The organism is Paraburkholderia phenoliruptrix (assembly GCF_019511605.1).
GTDB lineage: Bacteria > Pseudomonadota > Gammaproteobacteria > Burkholderiales > Burkholderiaceae > Paraburkholderia > Paraburkholderia phenoliruptrix_A.
This window is the reverse complement of the sequence record NZ_JAEUAV010000001.1, coordinates 357,350-373,629: the sequence shown is the minus strand read 5'-3', so window position 1 is coordinate 373,629 and position 16,280 is coordinate 357,350. Positions and strand designations below refer to the sequence as shown.

Below are 16,280 nucleotides of genomic sequence, written 5' to 3'. Positions count from 1 at the left end.
GTACAATGAAATATAGGTGAATTGAAATTTGAATTCAAACTATTTTTCGGGCTTGCCCTTGCCCTTGCCATGCCGACCAAACGAGCGACCATCGCTGCGAAAATAACGGACAGGAGCGCGGAAGCAAAAACTGCCAGAAAGCCCACGGCGGCCTCGGTACGCGCGGCCCGTACGGAACATGCCAAACACGCGAAAGAGGCGAAAGAGCCGAAACCGCGCGCACGAGCCGAGGAGTCAGTGCGTGTGAAGCGCGCGAGCCGGCCCGATGGTGCGGCGACGCGCCAGCATCTACTGGACACTGCGGGGCAGGTATTCGCCGCGCGCGGTTTCGCCGATGCCACCAGCAAGGAAATATGCGAGCGTGCGGGCACGCCCATGGCGTCGGTGAACTATCACTTCGGCAGTCGGGAGGCGCTTTACGAGGCGGCGCTCGTCGAGGCGCACCGTCAGGTGGTGAGCCTCGACGAATTGTCTGCGCTGACGGAGGCGCCCGGCGATGCGCGGGACAAGCTGCGCGCGGTCATCTCGCGATTCGTCGGTCTTTCCACCAGTACGAGCGCGCCGTGGGGATTCATGTTGATGCTGCGGGAGGTGTTGTCGCCCTCACCGGCCATGCCCGCGCTCATAGAAAAGGCGGTGCGTCCCAAGGCCGCCGTATTGCTCCGACTGATTGGAGAAGTGTTGCAGTTGAATCCGCACGAGCCGGCGGTGCAGAGAGCGTTGATGTTTAGCGTGCTGCCTTGCATCGCACTGATGATCGCGCCGCGCCAGGTGCAGGCAACTTTGCTGCCCGCTGTTGCAAAAGACCGGGCGGCGCTCGTGGAGGACTTCACCCGCTTCGTGATGGCGGGACTCGATGCAGTCGCCGCCGCGCATAAAGTGCGCAAATAGTGCTATTGATCGAAACCAATTCCGCGCCTGTGCAACTCGCGCATGCCGCTTTCCAGATGAGCCTGTGCGCTTTCCTTGTCGGCGGCACGCATCTGTTCATACGTGCGCTGCGCTATTTCATGCGGTACGGCCTTCAAGGCGTGATTGCTGCTCATTGCCTTGAGTTGCACCTGCGCGGCGCGCTCGAGGTAATACAGATCGTCCCATGCTTCTGCAATGCTTTCGCCCATGACCATTACGCCGTGATTCTTGAGGAACACGACGTCTGCGTCGCCGGCCGCGGCGGCAATGCGATCACCTTCTGAATCGTCCAGCGCGAGGCCGTTGTAATGCTCGTCGACAGCAGTGCGGCCGTAGAACTTCAGTGCGGTTTGCCCCAGCCACAACAACGGTGGGCCTTCGAGCAGGCATAACGCAGTTGCGTTCGGCATGTGCGTATGAAAAGCTGCTTTTACGCGCGGCTTTAGCCGATGCAAGCGCGCGTGGATAAAGAACGCCGTTGCTTCGGGCTTGCCTTCGCCCGCGAGAACCTGTCCGTCGAAATCGCAAATCAGCAGTCGCGATGCGGTGATTTCAGAGAACGCATAGCCATATGGATTGACGAAAAACAGGTTGTCGTGTCCCGGCACCATGGCTGAAAAATGATTGCAGATCCCTTCTTCCAGACCATATTGCGCCGCCAGTTGAAAGCACGCTGCGAGTTGTATGCGTGCCTCGTTGACGGCGTCGGAGTCGAGTTGCAACGCCGCAGTTGATGAGGATGATGCAGACGAGCCAGTAGCGGAAAGTGTATGCGCCATATTGTCGTTCCTGAGAGTCACCAGCCGAGCGAAGCAAACAGCGCCGGTACCTGATCCAGTGTAGAGAGCGTTGCATCGGGCGTGTAATCGGGCAGTAGCTTGCGGCCCGTTGCACGGTCGATCCATACGCAGCGAAAACCGACGTCGCGTGCGGCCGCATGGTCGAGATGCGGACTCGCGCAAATATGCACGACCTCCTCGCGTGTCACGCCCAACTGAGCGTGTGCGTAATCGAATAGCCGCCGGTCTGGTTTATACGCACCCGCCTGCTGAGCGGTAATTACGCGGTCAATCAAATCGCCCAGTTGCGCGACATTGCCGGCAATGATGTCGTCGTCGGTATTCGACACAATGCACAGGCGATAGCCATCGTGCTTGAGTCGCCGCAATGTGTCGACTACTTCCGGAAACGGCGGCATTGCCGAAATGCGATCGGTCAAGGTGCGAATGTCGTTTGCGTCGCCGGGCAAGCCGAGTTCGGCGAGCGCAAGACGCAGTGCGGTGGCGGCCACTTCGCGAAACGGGCGGTGCGGCGCAGTCTGCTCGAGCGCATGTTCGTGTCGGTCGTATACGGTGATCAGCTTTGCCGGATCCACCTGATCCGCACCCTTGGTCTGAAGAATGTCGCGTACCGCGGCCTGCAGGCCCTCGTCCCATTGAATCAAGGTGCCGTAGCAGTCGAACGTAAGCCAGTGCGGCCGCGCAGTGTTATCCAGTGACATGAACTGTGCTCCAGAAATGAGTCGATGCGTGAATGGCCTCAAGGTTAAGTCCATTGACGGTTATTGGAAAATTAAATTAATCTCTCGACATCAGTTGCATTGCAAATAACCAAGCGAGCTCATCATGCTTGATCTCGATCTGCTGAATACGCTCATTTGCGTGGTGGACGAAGGCAGCTTCACGCGGGCGGGCGAGCGCGTGCATCGCACGCAATCTACCGTGAGCCAACAGGTTCGGCGGCTCGAAGAATTGGTTGGCCGTACATTGCTGTTGCGTGACCGCACCGGCAATCAGGTGACGGCAACCGAGCATGGCGAACTGCTTGCGCAGTACGCTCGGCGCCTGCTTGCGTTGGCGCAGGAGGCGCAAGACGCGCTCACGAGCGATGTGGCAGTCACGCCGCTTCGCATTGGGGTGCCGGAAGATTTCGACGCGCGCCGCATGTCGGCGATGCTGTCCGGCTTCGTCAAAACGAAGCCGGGCGTCAGGCTCGAAACTGTGGCCGGCATGAGTGCAGACCTGCAACGCAGACTGTCCAGCGGTGAGATAGAAATCGCGCTGGTCAAGCGCGAGCCGGCAAGCGGCGAATGTCTTGCAGCGTGGCCGGAGTCGCTCGTGTGGGTGCAGGGTGCCAACGCTCAGGCGCCGGAACCGTCTTCTGACGAACCCATTCCACTCGCGTTGTTTCCGCAAGGCTGCGTGTACAGGCAGCGCGCGATTCGCGGTCTAGACAAAGCGCACCGGCGTTGGCGCGTGGCATTCGGGAGTCACAGCCTGACGGGCATTCAGGCAGCGGTTTCTTCGGGCTTGGGCATTTCGGTTCTGCCCACTACAGCGGTGCTGCCCGAGCATCGCTTATGCAATGGCTTTCCGCCTTTGCCGCCCACAGAACTTGCTCTGGTCAGCTCCGGCGGTGTGCTCAATGCACATCAGCGCGCGCTGGTCGACTTTCTGGTCGAGGAAATGAGTGCGTAGCAGGGCCGGCGAAACGACGCGCCGGCCGGCCAGCAAGAGCCAACATAGAGTCCGGCGCGCATGAAGGCGAGGGGGCTGTGCTTGTCCACGCGATGGTCGATCGTCACGCGTTGTGCGTCGCTCAGCGTTACGCAATAGCCTGCGTTAAGCAACGAAAGAAATTCGTCAAATGACGTCTATACGCACGTTCGGGTTTGAAGGACGCTTTGGACGACACGAACATGCATGCATCACAGGAGCGCGGGCAGTGCCTTGAATGCATTTGACGCCCGACCTAACGCTCCCATGCTGTAAGCGAGTCTTTGCCGAGATCCGACGGTCTTGTCCGAATCACCGTTGTCTTACAGTGCTTCCCGGGCAACCTGGAACCGGTACAGTGACGCTGCATTCTCGACGAATACGGATTCCTGCAGCTTGCGAGACGGAATTTGACTTGTCAGCCAATCCAGCATTTGCGCATCATCCGGCTTGTCTGCTTCCGTCGCGTGAGGCCAATCCGAGCCCCACACGAGCCTTTCGGGAAAGTTGCGGGTCAAGGATTCAAGACTGTGGCCCAGGTCGATGTACGGTGGATGCGTGGCCTGACTTGATAGGTACGGCGCGGACAGTTTCAGCCAAACGCGGCCAGAGTCCATGAGCCGCATCAGCCTTTCCGTTACTGCATTCGCCAAGCTCGGGACATGATGTAAGCGTGCATAGTGGTCCAGAACAAGCGGGACGCCGGGACGCAATAGCAGCTCGGCGTAATCGATGAACTGCTGCCCAGTCACATGTAGCTGGATGTGCCAGCCCAGCGTTTGTATCCGGGGAGCAAGCGACTCCAGCATGGCGAGTGAGGTTGCTCCGGCTTGAACCTGATTGAAGCGGATGCCGACCACTCCCGCGTCGTTTAGAGCAACCAGTTCCTCATCGGGCACCTTGTCGTTCACCACCGCGACACCTCGCGCATTGGTGCGATTCTCGACGAGTGTCGACACCATCACGCTGTTGTCGGTGCCGTACGTCGAGGGCTGCACAAGCACATAGCGCCTGGTCCCGAGCCGCTCCTGCAATTTTCGATAGTCGTTGACCGTTGCGGTCGGCGGCGTAACTGTAGCCCCAGCCACAGGTAGCCGTGTGTCATCGAACACGTGCATGTGGCAGTCGCAAGAGTTGTCAGGCAGGACGACGGTGGGGCGGCATTCGCCGGCAGAAAAAGGCGTCATGGGCACTCGCAGAGATTGTTCTTCCTTTGTATTTCACTTCTCAGGTAAGTCGCTGTCGGCCGCTTGAGTACTCGCGCCTCTGGCCGCCTGATTGTCCTCGGCGGGTACGTGGCCGGAGTCGATACGTTCTTTCATGAATCGACGATACGACAGCCGAATGTGCGACTCCATAAGATTGCAGGCAAGTTCGCCGTCGTGGGTTTGGACTGCGTACGCAATGTCCTCATGCTGCTGGAGGCTTCGCGCGAAGTCCGGTGCAGAGTAGAGAAAGAACGACCGCGTGATGACCGGCATGTCGATAAGCGTGACGAGCATCGACTTCAAGCGCTGCGACTTGGCGCAATCGAGCAGGTGCATGTGAAAGGCCCGATTGGCCGCTTGTATTCGCAGCACCGCATCGTCCGCTCGACTTTTAATTGCGCTGGCCATTTCGGCGTTGATTTCATTCAGCTTGCCAATGTCGCTTTCCGTGGCACGCGCGGCAGCAAGCCGGGCGGCATGCGGCTCCAGCAGCGCGCGCAGACTGAACATCTCTTCAATGTCCCAGCGGGTCCAGCCTGCAACAAAAACACCTCTGTTTGCCTCGACGGATACGAGCTTGTCTTCAGCGAGCTTCTTAAGCGCCGCCCGTATCGGTGTGCGGCTCATGCCCAACTCTTCCGCCAGGCGTTCTTCTTTCAGTTGGGTGCCCGGCTCGTACTGGCCTGACAGGATGCGCTTGCGCATCGTGTCGTAGGCGAATTCCATTCCTTTTTTCACGTGTCTTGCTCGCTCGACTGGCAACGGGTCAGCCCAAAGACGTCCGCGGGACGAAGGGCCCGCGATGGACGTAGCGCCCTCTGTCGCCCATTTTACATGACTTATTGTCTTTTCATTGTTCTTGTCGTGGCCAGTTCGCAAGCGTCGATTGCGAAAAGTAGGGGTTTTCCCGGCGATGTCCAAACTTTGCTTGTGACGATTGTATTTTATTTGTACTGTTTACCCGTCCAAGGAGGTATTGATGAATATTGCAATTGTTGGTCTGGGCGAGGTCGGGCGATGCTACGCGAGCGCACTGGCGAGTGTTGCGGGAAATAAGCTCCTGCTGTGCGAGCAGCGGGTGTCCCAACTGGCGGCAAATCTCGCTCGTGACATCGACGTACCTATCAACGAGGCGGTCGGACCATGGCTCGGGGAGGCGGACTGGGTCTTTTCGTGCGTAGTGGGCACGAAATCCCTGCAGGTCGCCGAGAGTTGCTTCGGGTTCATGAAGCCGGGAGCCTCGTTCGCCGACTTCACTACCGCTTCTCCGGAGACGAAACGTCAGGGCGAAGCGCTAGCTGGCGAGCAGAAAATCGCGTATGCAGACGTGGCCATCATGGGTGCCATTGCGCTCTTGGGTGCACGTACACCGCTACTCTGCGCTGGCGATGGCGCGGCGTCCTTTTCAACGATCCTGGCTGAAGCCGCAGATGTAGCGCCGCGCGTTCTTCCGGGCAGCCGCGCTGGCGACGCAATGTCGCTGAAGATTCTACGCAGCGTTTTTACGAAGGGTATGGAGGCGTTGGCGGTCGAGGTACTCATGGCAGCGGAAAGGCAAGGATTGCGCCCCGCGCTCTACGAAGTGCTGCAGGACATCGATAAGGCCTCGTTGCCGCAATTCCTCGAAATGCTGGTCACGACTCACGTTATTCATGCTCGTCGTCGCCAGCACGAGGTCGAAGAGGCCGAACGTCAACTTGCTGCCATTGGCATCGTCTCGGACGTCCTTGACGGTGTGCAGCATCGCTTCGCTCGTACAGCGGACAAGCTCGAAGCATCTCCGCTTCCCACCGAAATGCCCGCACTGGCGGATGCGCTCAACTGGCTCTCGTCGGAGCCCGAGAAGGTCTCGGCCTAAGCCTCGATCACGAACATTGAAGTCGTCCGGCAGTTCGACTGCCCGGCCCCTGCTTACCCTATTGCTCTGGAGAAGGTTATGTCCGTTACCAATGAACAGATTGAAGCGCTCAAGCAACTCGGCACCGCAACGATTCATGAAGCGCAAGGTCAGAAAGGCGCAATCGACGGCGCACTGCGCCCGATAGACCCGTCCGTGCGGCTGGCCGGCCGCGCGCTAACCGTCGACATTCGACCGAGCGACAACCTGGCGATTCACTACTCGCTGACCAAGGCCAAGCCCGGCGACGTGCTCGTCGTAGACGCCAAAGGCTTCACCGAAGCTGGTCCTTGGGGCGACCTGCTTACTATGGCCGCTCAGAAACTCGGCATTGCCGGCCTGGTTATCGATGGCTCGGTCCGCGATGCAAACACCATCATCGAGATGGGCTTTCCCACATTCTCGCGCGGCCTTTCGATCAAGGGCACCAACAAGAACCAACCCGGCAAGGTCAACGTTCCCGTCAGCATCGGCGGCGTTGTCGTGAATCCGGGCGACATTGTCGTCGGCGACCGTGATGGACTGGTCGTGGTCGCTCAGGATGAAGTTGAAGATGTCATTCGCCTCAGCCGTGCGCGCGAAGACAAGGAAAACGGAATCCGCGAAGGAATCGCTGCTGGCAAGAGCATGGTGGAACTGCTTGGCTTGCGCGACAAGCTGGAGCAGTTCGGGATGATTTGACGAGCGCTCCTCTGCCGTAGTTATCAGATAGTCATCAGATAGTCGTCAGTGAAACGACCCGGCCGGAATCTGTGCCTTCCACCAGGCTCCGGCGCTGCAATGAGATAGTAGGAGACTGGAATGCTTGCCTTGAAATCCCGAACATCGTCGAGCGAACGGAGAAAAGTCATCATCGCCTCATCCTTAGGGACGATGTTCGAGTGGTACGACTTTTATCTGTACGGTTCGCTCTCCGCAATTATCGCGAAGCAGTTCTTCTCTGGCGTGAATCCAACGGCCGCTTTTATCTTTGCTCTGTTGGCTTTCGCGGCAGGGTTCATCGTTCGGCCGTTCGGCTCGCTCGTGTTCGGGGTGATTGGCGACATCGCCGGGAGAAAGCGGACCTTCCTCGTCACCATTGTGTTAATGGGTTTGCCGACTTTTATTGTAGGGCTGCTGCCTTCGTATGAAACTCTTGGTATCGCCTCTCCAATTCTCCTAATTGTGCTCCGACTGCTGCAAGGCCTTGCCGTGGGCGGAGAGTATGGCGGTGCAGTGACCTATGTGGCGGAACACTCGAGCGCCGAGAAACGCGGTTTGCACACGTCGTGGATTCAGACCACCGGAACGCTCGGTCTGCTCCTTTCCCTCTTCGTCATTCTGGGCGTGCGTTCGGGTGTGGGCGAAGACTCGTTCGGAGCGTGGGGATGGCGTCTTCCGTTCCTGTTCTCCATCGTCCTGCTGGGCATTTCGTTATGGATTCGGGTGAAGCTCAACGAGAGCCCGGAGTTCAAGCGGATGCAGGAGAAAGGCGAGCAATCGAAGTCGCCGCTGCGCGACACGTTTGTCAACGCCAGGAACAGGAAGCTCGTGATTGCGTCGCTGCTCGGCTGCACCGCAGGGCTCGGCGTGGTTGCGTACACCGGACAGTTCTATATTCAGTTCTTCCTGCTGCAAGCGGTGAAGCTGGACGGGAAGTTGACCAACGAGGTCCTGACCATCGCGCTGGTGCTGTGCCTTCCGTTCTACGTGTTGTGCGGCTGGCTGTCCGACCGTATTGGCCGAAAACCGGTGATTCTCACGGGCTGTGCAATCGCCGCGCTGACCTACTTCCCGATTTACAAGGGAATCATGCACTACGCGAATCCGGCGCTCGAATACGCTCAGACCACCTCGCCCGTGAGGCTCGATACGAACCTGAGCGAGTGCAGTTTCCAGTTCAACCCTGTTGGCACAAGCACTTTCAACAAGCCGTGCGACGTGGCGAAAGCGGCACTGGCAAAGAATGCAGTGAACTACACCGCGTCACAGTCGAATGGACCAGCCACGGTCGTGACCGTGGGCAGCCAGGTTGTCGAACTCGGCAGCCTCCAGGGTCTTGGCGCGGCGCAGGTCACTGAACGTATCAAGTTATTCACTGAATCGCTATCTGCCGCGCTCGTGCAGCACGGTTACCCGAAGAGTGCCGACCCATCGGCAGTCAATAAACCGATGCTGGTTCTGCTCATCATGATTCCGGTCATTTATTTGACCATGGTGTACAGTCCAGCCGCCGCCTGGCTTGTCGAACTGTTCCCTCCGCAGATTCGCTACACCGCGACTTCCCTTCCTTACAACATCGGTAATGGCTGGTTCGGTGGATTTCTACCTGCGACCGCCTTCGCGATGGTGGCAGCGACAGGTGATATCTATTTCGGGCTGTGGTACCCAACTGTAGTTTCAGGCGCGGTTGCGGTCGTCGGCTTTTTCTTCCTGCCCGAATCGCGCTTCATAAAGGAATCGGAAGAGGTGGCGGCTGACCCGGTCCGTGCGGAAACATAAGGACCACCAGCATCTGGCGCTTTTGCGGAACTACCGCTGTGGAGGGGCCAGGAGCGAACAGAACGTCCTTTCAACAGAAATCAATTAAAGCTCAGGTGCAGGCGCTATCCGAAGGGTCGGGGCGCCATCGCCAGACGGAGGCAAAGCATGACCGCGGCAGTACAGACCGACCACATCAATGGCACGATCCAAAAGATTCAATGGCGCATTCTTCCATTCCTGATTGTGCTCTACATCATTGCGTTCATCGACCGCTCCAACATCGGATTCGCTGCACTGAAGATGAACCCGGACCTGGGCATCACGTCCACACAGTTTGGCATTGCAGCGGGCCTTTTTACGGTGGGCTACTTCCTGTTCGAGGTGCCGAGCAACATATTGATGCATCGATATGGCGCGCGTAAATGGATTGCACGCATCCTGTTCACCTGGGGCGCCGTCGCCGCCTGCACCGGTTTCGTGAACAACTACCTTCAGCTCGCCATTGTTCGGACTATCCTGGGCATCGCAGAGGCGGGCTTCTTCCCGTGCGTTCTGCTTTATTTGACGTATTGGTTCCCGGAGCGACAGCGTGCGCGAGTCGTGGCGCTCTTTATGTTGGCGCTGCCGATTGCCACTCTTATCGCAGGGCCGCTGTCGGGACTCATCCTCGACCACGTGCACTGGAACGGCATTGCTTCCTGGCGTTGGGTGTTCATCCTTGAAGGCTTGCCGGCAGTGCTCCTCGGGTTCCTTGCCCTGCGCATCCTGGTCGACAACCCGCGCGACGCAAAGTGGTTGACTGTGGAAGAAAAGGCGTGGCTGGCCGGTGTCCTCGAATCCGAAGCGGCGGCAAAGGTGAAGCAGCACGGAACGGTGTCGTTCTGGAGCAGCCTGGGCGGCGTCCGTATCTGGTTGCTTGCATTCATCTATTACGCCAAATCGGTCGCCGTGTACGTACTCGCTTTCTATTCGCCGCAAATCGTGAAGGGTTTGAGCCACACGCTCAGCAGTACAGCAGTGGGATTGGTGAATGGCCTGCCATATGCAGTTGCGACGCTCGTCATGGTGTGGTGGGCTCGACGCTCGGATAGAACCGGAGAACGAAGGTGGCATGTTGCGCTGCCGCTCTTCGTTGCCGGCATTGCGCTCGTTTTGATGGCGCTTTCTGCAGGCAATCTGTGGGTTTCGATTGTTCTGCTGACCGTTATCACCGCGGCCATCTATGCACCTTACGGTCCGTTCTGGGCGATGCCGTCACTGTTCCTAACGGGCTCCTCGGCGGCCGTCGGTCTGGCAGCAATCAACTCCATTGCAAACCTGGGCGGATTCATCGGCCCGGTCGCGTTCGGCGCGCTGAAAGACTCGACTGGCTCCATTTACGCCGGATTAGCCTTCGTGAGCCTGACGCTCGTTGCGGCCGGCATCCTCGTCGTGAGGCTGAGGTTTGTGAAGGAAGCAGAGCGACGCCTACGCGCGAAGTTGAGGCCGACAGTGGCTACCTGATGGCTCTCCCGTATTGTCGGGCGGTCCGCAGTGGCTGAGTGGCTACGCGCGATAGGGCAGGGGAGAGCGGCTGGATACTGTGATGGCAGTCCAGCCGCTCGCTTCTGTACCCTTGGTAACTTACTCGAGCTGACCTTCGATGGTCTCGAGGGCGCGCTCCCGGTCCTTCGACAGGCCGCCGACAGGAGGGCCTGCAAAGCTCTTACGTACACCGCCCACGTACCATACCGCGAGAAGAAGAACTAGTAGCGCAGCTATGACGTAGATGACCTTCTCGTTCGGCGGTTGAATGCCGACGTAAGCTAACACTAACGCTCCGAACACGGCCAGCACGCCAAATGGCTTGGACAGCCAGCCAAGCTGGAAAGGCCCCTTTTCGCTCCAGCTACGTCCTTCAGCAAAGATACCAGCGGCTATCGGCATTGCATACGAGATGAAAAGGAAAACGGCGCTTCCGGCACTCAACACAGAGAACGCGTCGCCATAAAGCGTCACGACAATCGCGAGGATTGCGGAAACCCAGATCGCGATGCCCGGGGTCCGATGCTCTGAATTGACTTTGCGCATCCACCTGGAGCCAGGCAGCCCGCCATCGCGAGCAAATGCGAACATCATTCGTGAGGTCGAGGTCACGGCTGCGAGACCACAGACGTAGTTGATGAAGAACATCAAGATCTCAATGACGAAGCGCAAAGGCCCAGGAATCGGCGCTAATATTGCCTGAAAGAAGCCCGTTCCCTGCTTTACGGCAGCACCCACATCGGGCATCACCAGCACGAACGTGCAGACCATCACGTAGCCAAACGTCGTGGACCAGAAGACCGAGCCTATGATGCCGCGCGGCACGTTTCGGGAGGCCTCATGTGTCTCCTCCGACGTGTGTGCGGATGCATCGAACCCGGTAATCGTATATGCCGTAAGCAGAAGACCTGAGAGAAAGGCCATCGCCATCGTTTGCCTCGGCCACATACCACCGTCTACACCGGTAAAGTTTGTGAAGGTAAACAGCCGCGAAAGGTCGATCTTGACGGGCGAATAAACGAGCAAAGACACGACGAGCAAAATGGTTACGACAAAGATGAGGTATCCGGACAAGTCAGTGATTCGACTGGTTATGCGAATGCCTTTATGATTCAAGAATGCTTGTGAGGCAGTGATGACGGTGAGAAAAACGGTCTGCGACCACCAACCGAGCGACTCCGGCGCGACCCCAAACATGGGCGCAATGATGGTCCTGAAGAACGGGTCATAGGTTCCATAGTTGATTGCGGCGACAACGAAGACCAAGCCTAGAAGGTTCAGCCATGCCGTCAGCCATCCCCACGTCTTGCCCCCGAGAATCGAGCTCCAGTGATAGAGGCCGCCGGCAGTCGGATACGACGAAGCGATTTGTGCCATCGCCGCGGCGACAATCAGGGCGAACAGCGAGCCAAGTGGCCACCCCAGGCCGATTGAGGCACCTCCCGCCGCGGAGAGACCCAACTGAAAGGACGTGATGCCCCCGGAGAGAATGCAAATCAACGAGAACGACACCGCGAAGTTAGAAAATGCCCCCATACGGCGGGACAATTCTTGAGCGTAGCCCATCTCGTGCAGCAGCTTTACGTCGTCATCGACGAATTCCGTCGCGTGCGTAGTTCGTTTCGTGTCCATGACGCTTCCTTGTTAAAGAATTCACTCATGTCGGGCGCTGTTTATCTGCTCGCATAATGTGCGAGCACCGGGAATGTCTTCGTGTGCGCAATTCGGCCGGCCTGCGCTTATGCAGCTGTGAAGCAGTTGTCGACGTACAGGTGAGCGCCGTTAATGAAAGACGCATCATCACTCGCAAGGAAGAGAGCAGCCTGCGCCACTTCCTCCGGTGCGCATAGCCGGCCCTGCTGGACAGCTAAAGCCGCTTCGCTAGCGTCGAACCCGTACTTCGCAAGAGCATCGATTTCCCGTCGACCATGCGGGGTATCGATAAACCCGGGGTTCACAGCGTTGCAACGGATGCCGCGGTCGCGATATTCGAGCGCAATGGCCCGCGCGAACATCGCGCATGCTCCCTTCGTCGTGCAATACAACACCTCCAGCGGAGTAGCCGCGACTGACGAGATCGACGCGGTGCAGACGATCGAACCGCGGCCTGAAGCCAGCATGTGAGGAAGCACGGCTCTCGTCATCATGAACATGCTTCTGACATTCACATCCATGAGCCAGTCATAGTCGTCGTCGGTCGTCTCCAGGAAGGGCTTGACGACGATGCTGCCCGCGTGATTAAAGAGCGTGTCGATTCGTCCGAAATGGGACGCGACGCTGCCAACGGCATCTTCCACTGCAGCGCGCTTTGAGACGTCTGCGGCGAAAAATTCGGCAACTCCCCCTTCAGCGCGAATCTGGTCGACCACTTGCTCGCCGGCTGACTGATTGATGTCAATTACCGCGACTTTCGCTCCTTCCTTCGCAAACAACCGGGAGGCTGCACCGCCTGCGCCGGTTGCGCCGCCGGAGACGATGGCGATCTTCCCGGCAAGACGTCCTCTACCTGCGCTTGCGGTGGTATCACTCTCGGCGAAGCCCTTGTATTCAGCCATCTGGACGCTCCTTGTCGTGTGAGTTCGGAGAAGGTAGGCTCGCCGAAATCCCGAGACTATCCAAAATTGGCAAAATCGCGCCAAGCCTGGCGTCTGGAGGACCAACTTGATGCCTGGGCTTGTAGACTGAACCCCGCGTCCGAGGTGGAAGGAACTTGTAATTTATGGCGGGTTAGGCGCAGTCGTCGGAGGCTCGTCGCTAGTTTTTTCTTCCCTTACACTGGAGAGGGGAAAGCTGAAGCGTTCGTCGAGGATGCGAAAAATGTCAACATGCGAACTAACAACGCCGGTCGCGGTGCGGACTTGCCACAGTGTTGAGGAGCAAGCAGCGCTTCTGGACACGTGGAATCAGAGCTATTGTCAAATTTCGCGCGGCGCGTTCGATGGCTCAGTCACCACGCTAGCCATCGGCGGCTTCCGTGTGCATATCGAGCGACTCAATAGAACGGTCTACCAGCGCGGCGAGGTGGCGGCCAAGGAAATCGCGGTTGGCATTCCCTTTCAGTTGGAGGGACACGCATTACTATGTGGACAGCCGAGCCATCGCGATGCACTCCACGTTTTCTCTGGAGAAGGTGGATTCGAGTTTTTGTCGCCTGACCAGCACCTCGTTGTGAACCTGGAAATTTGCCCAGAGAACATTTCAAACCGTGCCGCGCGGGAACACCTTGATTTGCTCCGCCCCCGACTTACGAGGAGAGCGGGACCCATTCCGGTGGCATCTACCAGGTTGCAGGAGTTCCGTGTCGCACTTGAGAGCATGCTTAACATCCTCACCAGGATGCCGCATCTCACGAAGGACGCGAACATCGCTGAAACGTTCGAGCGAAGCGCTGTCTTCGGGCTCGCCGACGTGCTCGATTCTGAACCAGAGTTGCTTACACAAAGCGCTTCGCGAACGTCACGGCACTGGCAGCTTGTTCGTGCGGTCCGTGAATTGGTGGAGGCGTCGCCCGACTGCCCACTCACGGTTGCGGAACTGTGCGTTCGGCTTCGAGCCAGCCGTCGCACGCTTCAGTACGCTTTTGAAGAAGCGCTGGGCATGAATCCGTTCTTGTACACCCGTGCGATTCGTCTCGGGAAGGTACAACGCGAGCTGCAGAGCGCCGCCTCGGTAACGGAAGCTGCGACGCGGTGGGGGTTCTGGCATTTAGGCAACTTCTCCGCGGAGTATCGCGAACAGTTTGGCGAACTCCCGTCAGAAACGCTTCGAAGGTATCGCGGTTAGCCGCTGCGTCTTCTAAACAAGAGATGTCGAACACCATCTCGTGCAGGCGTGACAGACATCGGCCGGACGCGCGCAAAAACGACTTCTCACGGCGCAAGTGCCGGCCAGGATCGCTCCAGCGAAAAAAAAAACCGGCGCGCAAGCGCCGGTTCTGATGGAAAGGCATCGTCTAGAAGGTTTCCCAACTGTCCGCGCCGGCGTCTTGCAGTTCGCGTTCCTTGCTGCGCGGCTGCGCTGCGGCCGGCTGCAATGGTTGCGCGCTCGCGGCCGCCGGCTTCGATTTCGCCGCCAATGGGACGGTTTTTTTCTGCGGCGCGGCGGCGGGGCGCGGCTTTGCCTGTGCGGTGCTCGCGACACTATGCACAGCCTGGCCGCCTGCGGCGACCGTGAAAACGGACACTGCGGCGCGCAGGTTTTCGGCCTGATCCGCCATGGCCTGCGCGGCGGCGGTGGCCTGCTCGACGAGCGCCGCGTTTTGCTGGGTGACTTCGTCCATCTGCGTGACGGCCACGTTCACCTGCTCGATTCCCCTCGTTTGCTCGGACGATGCGGAAGCGATCTCACCCATGATGTCGGTCACCTGTTGCACCGAGCGCACAACCTCGCTCATCGTCTTGCCGGCGTTTTCGACGAGCTGCGAGCCGCTTGTCACATGCGAGGCCGACGCTTCGATCAGGTCCTTGATTTCTTTGGCCGCCGTCGCGCTGCGCTGCGCGAGCGTGCGCACTTCGCCGGCCACTACTGCAAAGCCCCGGCCTTCTTCGCCTGCGCGAGCGGCTTCCACTGCGGCGTTGAGTGCCAGAATATTGGTCTGGAAAGCAATTCCTTCGATCACCGAAATGATTTCCGTGACCTTCGCCGAGCTCGACGAGATGTCGCGCATGGTTACCACAACCTGCTCGACCACGTCGCCGCCCGCTGCGGCTGTCGAGGAAGCCGCGGCTGCGAGCGTGCTGCCCTGGCGCGCGTTGTCGGTGTTGTTGCGCACGGTCGAAGTCAACTCTTCCATGCTGGCCGCGGTTTCCTGCAGCGAGGCGGCCTGCTCCTCGGTGCGTTGCGAGAGATCCTGATTGCCTTGCGCGATCTCGCCCGCGGCCACGGAAATGGATTCCGCCGAGGTCTTGATGCCCGACACGATCGCCGTCAGCTTCTCGCGCATCGATTCCAGCGAGGCCATCAAGCTCGTCCGGTCGCCTGGCGCGACATGCACGCGGACTGTGAGGTTGCCTTGCGCGATCTGTGCGGCCATTTCCTGCGCGGCGCGCGGCTCGCCTCCCAACTGCCGCAGAATGCTGCGCGAGATCAGCGTGGCAGTCGCAATGCCCAGCAGGACCGCAATTGCCGCGATCACCGCGACGATGTTGCGTACCGTCGAATAGGTCGCGGCGGCGCTCTTCTGCGCATCCTTGTTCATCTGATCTTCAAAGCCGGCGAGTTCCGTTGCATGGGCAAGCCACACTCGTTGCGGCGGACGCGCGTTCTGCAGTATTTCCTGGGTTGCGAGCGCCGTGTTCTGCGCCAGTGCCAGTTCCATTGCCCGGCGCAATGGCGGCATGGCCGCCGCTTCGTCCTGCCTGATCTGGTCGATCAGCGCGCGCTCTTTTGCGGTGGTGCTGGGCTCTTCGGCGAACATCCGCGTGAGTTTCTGGTACGCGTCCGCATAGATCTGATCCTGCTTCTTTATACGTTCCGCTTCTTCCGCGACGTCGCGCGGATCGGTGATCAACCCAAGGTTGCGGATGGCAATCGCGCGGTCCTGGATCGACGCGCGCAATTCGTTCGCCAGACGGGTTTCTTCGTTATTCACGCGGGCAATGCCGTCCAGACAGTTGTCGAGTGCCGACAAGCCATAGAACGCGAGCGCGGCGAGTACGAGCATGAGCGCCGTCAATAGTCCGAACCCGGCCTGCAAGCGGGTCGATACCTTCATGTTGTCCATTTCAGTTCCGTATCCAGAAGAGGCGTACATCTGGTTTACGTCCATCTCCCGGAATACTG

14 protein-coding genes are annotated in these 16,280 nt (G+C 58.9%); 7 read left to right on the top strand and 7 right to left on the bottom strand.

All coding sequences use genetic code 11. From position 1 onward, the window contains the following. Nucleotides 1-69: 69 nt before the first annotated feature. Complete coding sequence (locus JNB89_RS01595) at nucleotides 70-891, top strand: TetR/AcrR family transcriptional regulator (protein ID WP_220360994.1); 822 nt, start codon at nucleotides 70-72, stop codon at nucleotides 889-891. A 2-nt stretch (nucleotides 892-893) separates the two neighbouring features. On the opposite strand, the gene JNB89_RS01590 is transcribed toward JNB89_RS01595, so the two are convergent. Then, the gene (locus JNB89_RS01590) at nucleotides 894-1,691 is read right to left on the bottom strand and encodes an aldolase (RefSeq protein WP_220360993.1); all 798 of its coding nucleotides are present in this window, start codon (nucleotides 1,689-1,691) and stop codon (nucleotides 894-896) included. A gap of 17 nt (nucleotides 1,692-1,708) precedes the next feature. Continuing rightward, nucleotides 1,709-2,413 carry a haloacid dehalogenase type II gene (locus JNB89_RS01585; RefSeq protein ID WP_220360992.1) on the bottom strand — a complete coding sequence of 235 codons (705 nt, stop codon included), beginning with the start codon at nucleotides 2,411-2,413 and terminating at the stop codon, nucleotides 1,709-1,711. A 124-nt stretch (nucleotides 2,414-2,537) separates the two neighbouring features. Between JNB89_RS01585 and JNB89_RS01580 the strand changes: the two genes are divergently transcribed. Then, nucleotides 2,538-3,389 carry a LysR substrate-binding domain-containing protein gene (locus JNB89_RS01580; protein ID WP_013341427.1) on the top strand — a complete coding sequence of 284 codons (852 nt, stop codon included), beginning with the start codon at nucleotides 2,538-2,540 and terminating at the stop codon, nucleotides 3,387-3,389. A 341-nt stretch (nucleotides 3,390-3,730) separates the two neighbouring features. On the opposite strand, the gene JNB89_RS01575 is transcribed toward JNB89_RS01580, so the two are convergent. Beyond that, nucleotides 3,731-4,594: an amidohydrolase family protein gene (locus JNB89_RS01575; RefSeq protein ID WP_220360991.1), complete on the bottom strand. Its 864-nt coding sequence runs from the start codon at nucleotides 4,592-4,594 to the stop codon at nucleotides 3,731-3,733. A gap of 33 nt (nucleotides 4,595-4,627) precedes the next feature. Beyond that, nucleotides 4,628-5,341 carry a GntR family transcriptional regulator gene (locus JNB89_RS01570; protein WP_220360990.1) on the bottom strand — a complete coding sequence of 238 codons (714 nt, stop codon included), beginning with the start codon at nucleotides 5,339-5,341 and terminating at the stop codon, nucleotides 4,628-4,630. A gap of 253 nt (nucleotides 5,342-5,594) precedes the next feature. Between JNB89_RS01570 and JNB89_RS01565 the strand changes: the two genes are divergently transcribed. From JNB89_RS01565 to JNB89_RS01550, 4 genes are all read left to right on the top strand, one after another. Continuing rightward, the gene (locus tag JNB89_RS01565; RefSeq protein WP_220360989.1) at nucleotides 5,595-6,473 is read left to right on the top strand and encodes an NAD(P)-dependent oxidoreductase; all 879 of its coding nucleotides are present in this window, start codon (nucleotides 5,595-5,597) and stop codon (nucleotides 6,471-6,473) included. 78 nt (nucleotides 6,474-6,551) lie between these two features. After that, nucleotides 6,552-7,193 (top strand): 4-carboxy-4-hydroxy-2-oxoadipate aldolase/oxaloacetate decarboxylase, encoded by a 642-nt coding sequence (locus tag JNB89_RS01560; RefSeq protein ID WP_013341423.1) that lies wholly within the window; start codon nucleotides 6,552-6,554, stop codon nucleotides 7,191-7,193. Between the two features lie 120 nt (nucleotides 7,194-7,313). After that, on the top strand, nucleotides 7,314-8,993 hold the full coding sequence (locus JNB89_RS01555; RefSeq protein ID WP_220360988.1) for an MFS transporter: 1,680 nt from the start codon (nucleotides 7,314-7,316) through the stop codon (nucleotides 8,991-8,993). Nucleotides 8,994-9,140: 147 nt separating this feature from the next. Then, nucleotides 9,141-10,478 (top strand): MFS transporter, encoded by a 1,338-nt coding sequence (locus JNB89_RS01550; RefSeq protein ID WP_220360987.1) that lies wholly within the window; start codon nucleotides 9,141-9,143, stop codon nucleotides 10,476-10,478. Nucleotides 10,479-10,598: 120 nt separating this feature from the next. On the opposite strand, the gene JNB89_RS01545 is transcribed toward JNB89_RS01550, so the two are convergent. Next, nucleotides 10,599-12,131, bottom strand: coding sequence for an amino acid permease (locus tag JNB89_RS01545; protein WP_220360986.1), 1,533 nt, complete (start codon nucleotides 12,129-12,131; stop codon nucleotides 10,599-10,601). A gap of 107 nt (nucleotides 12,132-12,238) precedes the next feature. After that, nucleotides 12,239-13,054, bottom strand: a complete 816-nt coding sequence (locus JNB89_RS01540) for an SDR family NAD(P)-dependent oxidoreductase (protein ID WP_220360985.1) — start codon at nucleotides 13,052-13,054, stop codon at nucleotides 12,239-12,241. A gap of 262 nt (nucleotides 13,055-13,316) precedes the next feature. On the opposite strand from JNB89_RS01540, the gene JNB89_RS01535 reads away from it, so the two are divergent. After that, a complete protein-coding gene (locus tag JNB89_RS01535; RefSeq protein WP_220360984.1) occupies nucleotides 13,317-14,282 on the top strand; it encodes a helix-turn-helix domain-containing protein in 966 nt (321 codons plus the stop codon). A gap of 169 nt (nucleotides 14,283-14,451) precedes the next feature. Here the strand turns inward: JNB89_RS01535 and JNB89_RS01530 are convergent, their stop codons facing one another. Continuing rightward, nucleotides 14,452-16,221 (bottom strand): methyl-accepting chemotaxis protein, encoded by a 1,770-nt coding sequence (locus JNB89_RS01530; protein ID WP_220360983.1) that lies wholly within the window; start codon nucleotides 16,219-16,221, stop codon nucleotides 14,452-14,454. Nucleotides 16,222-16,280: the final 59 nt, after the last annotated feature.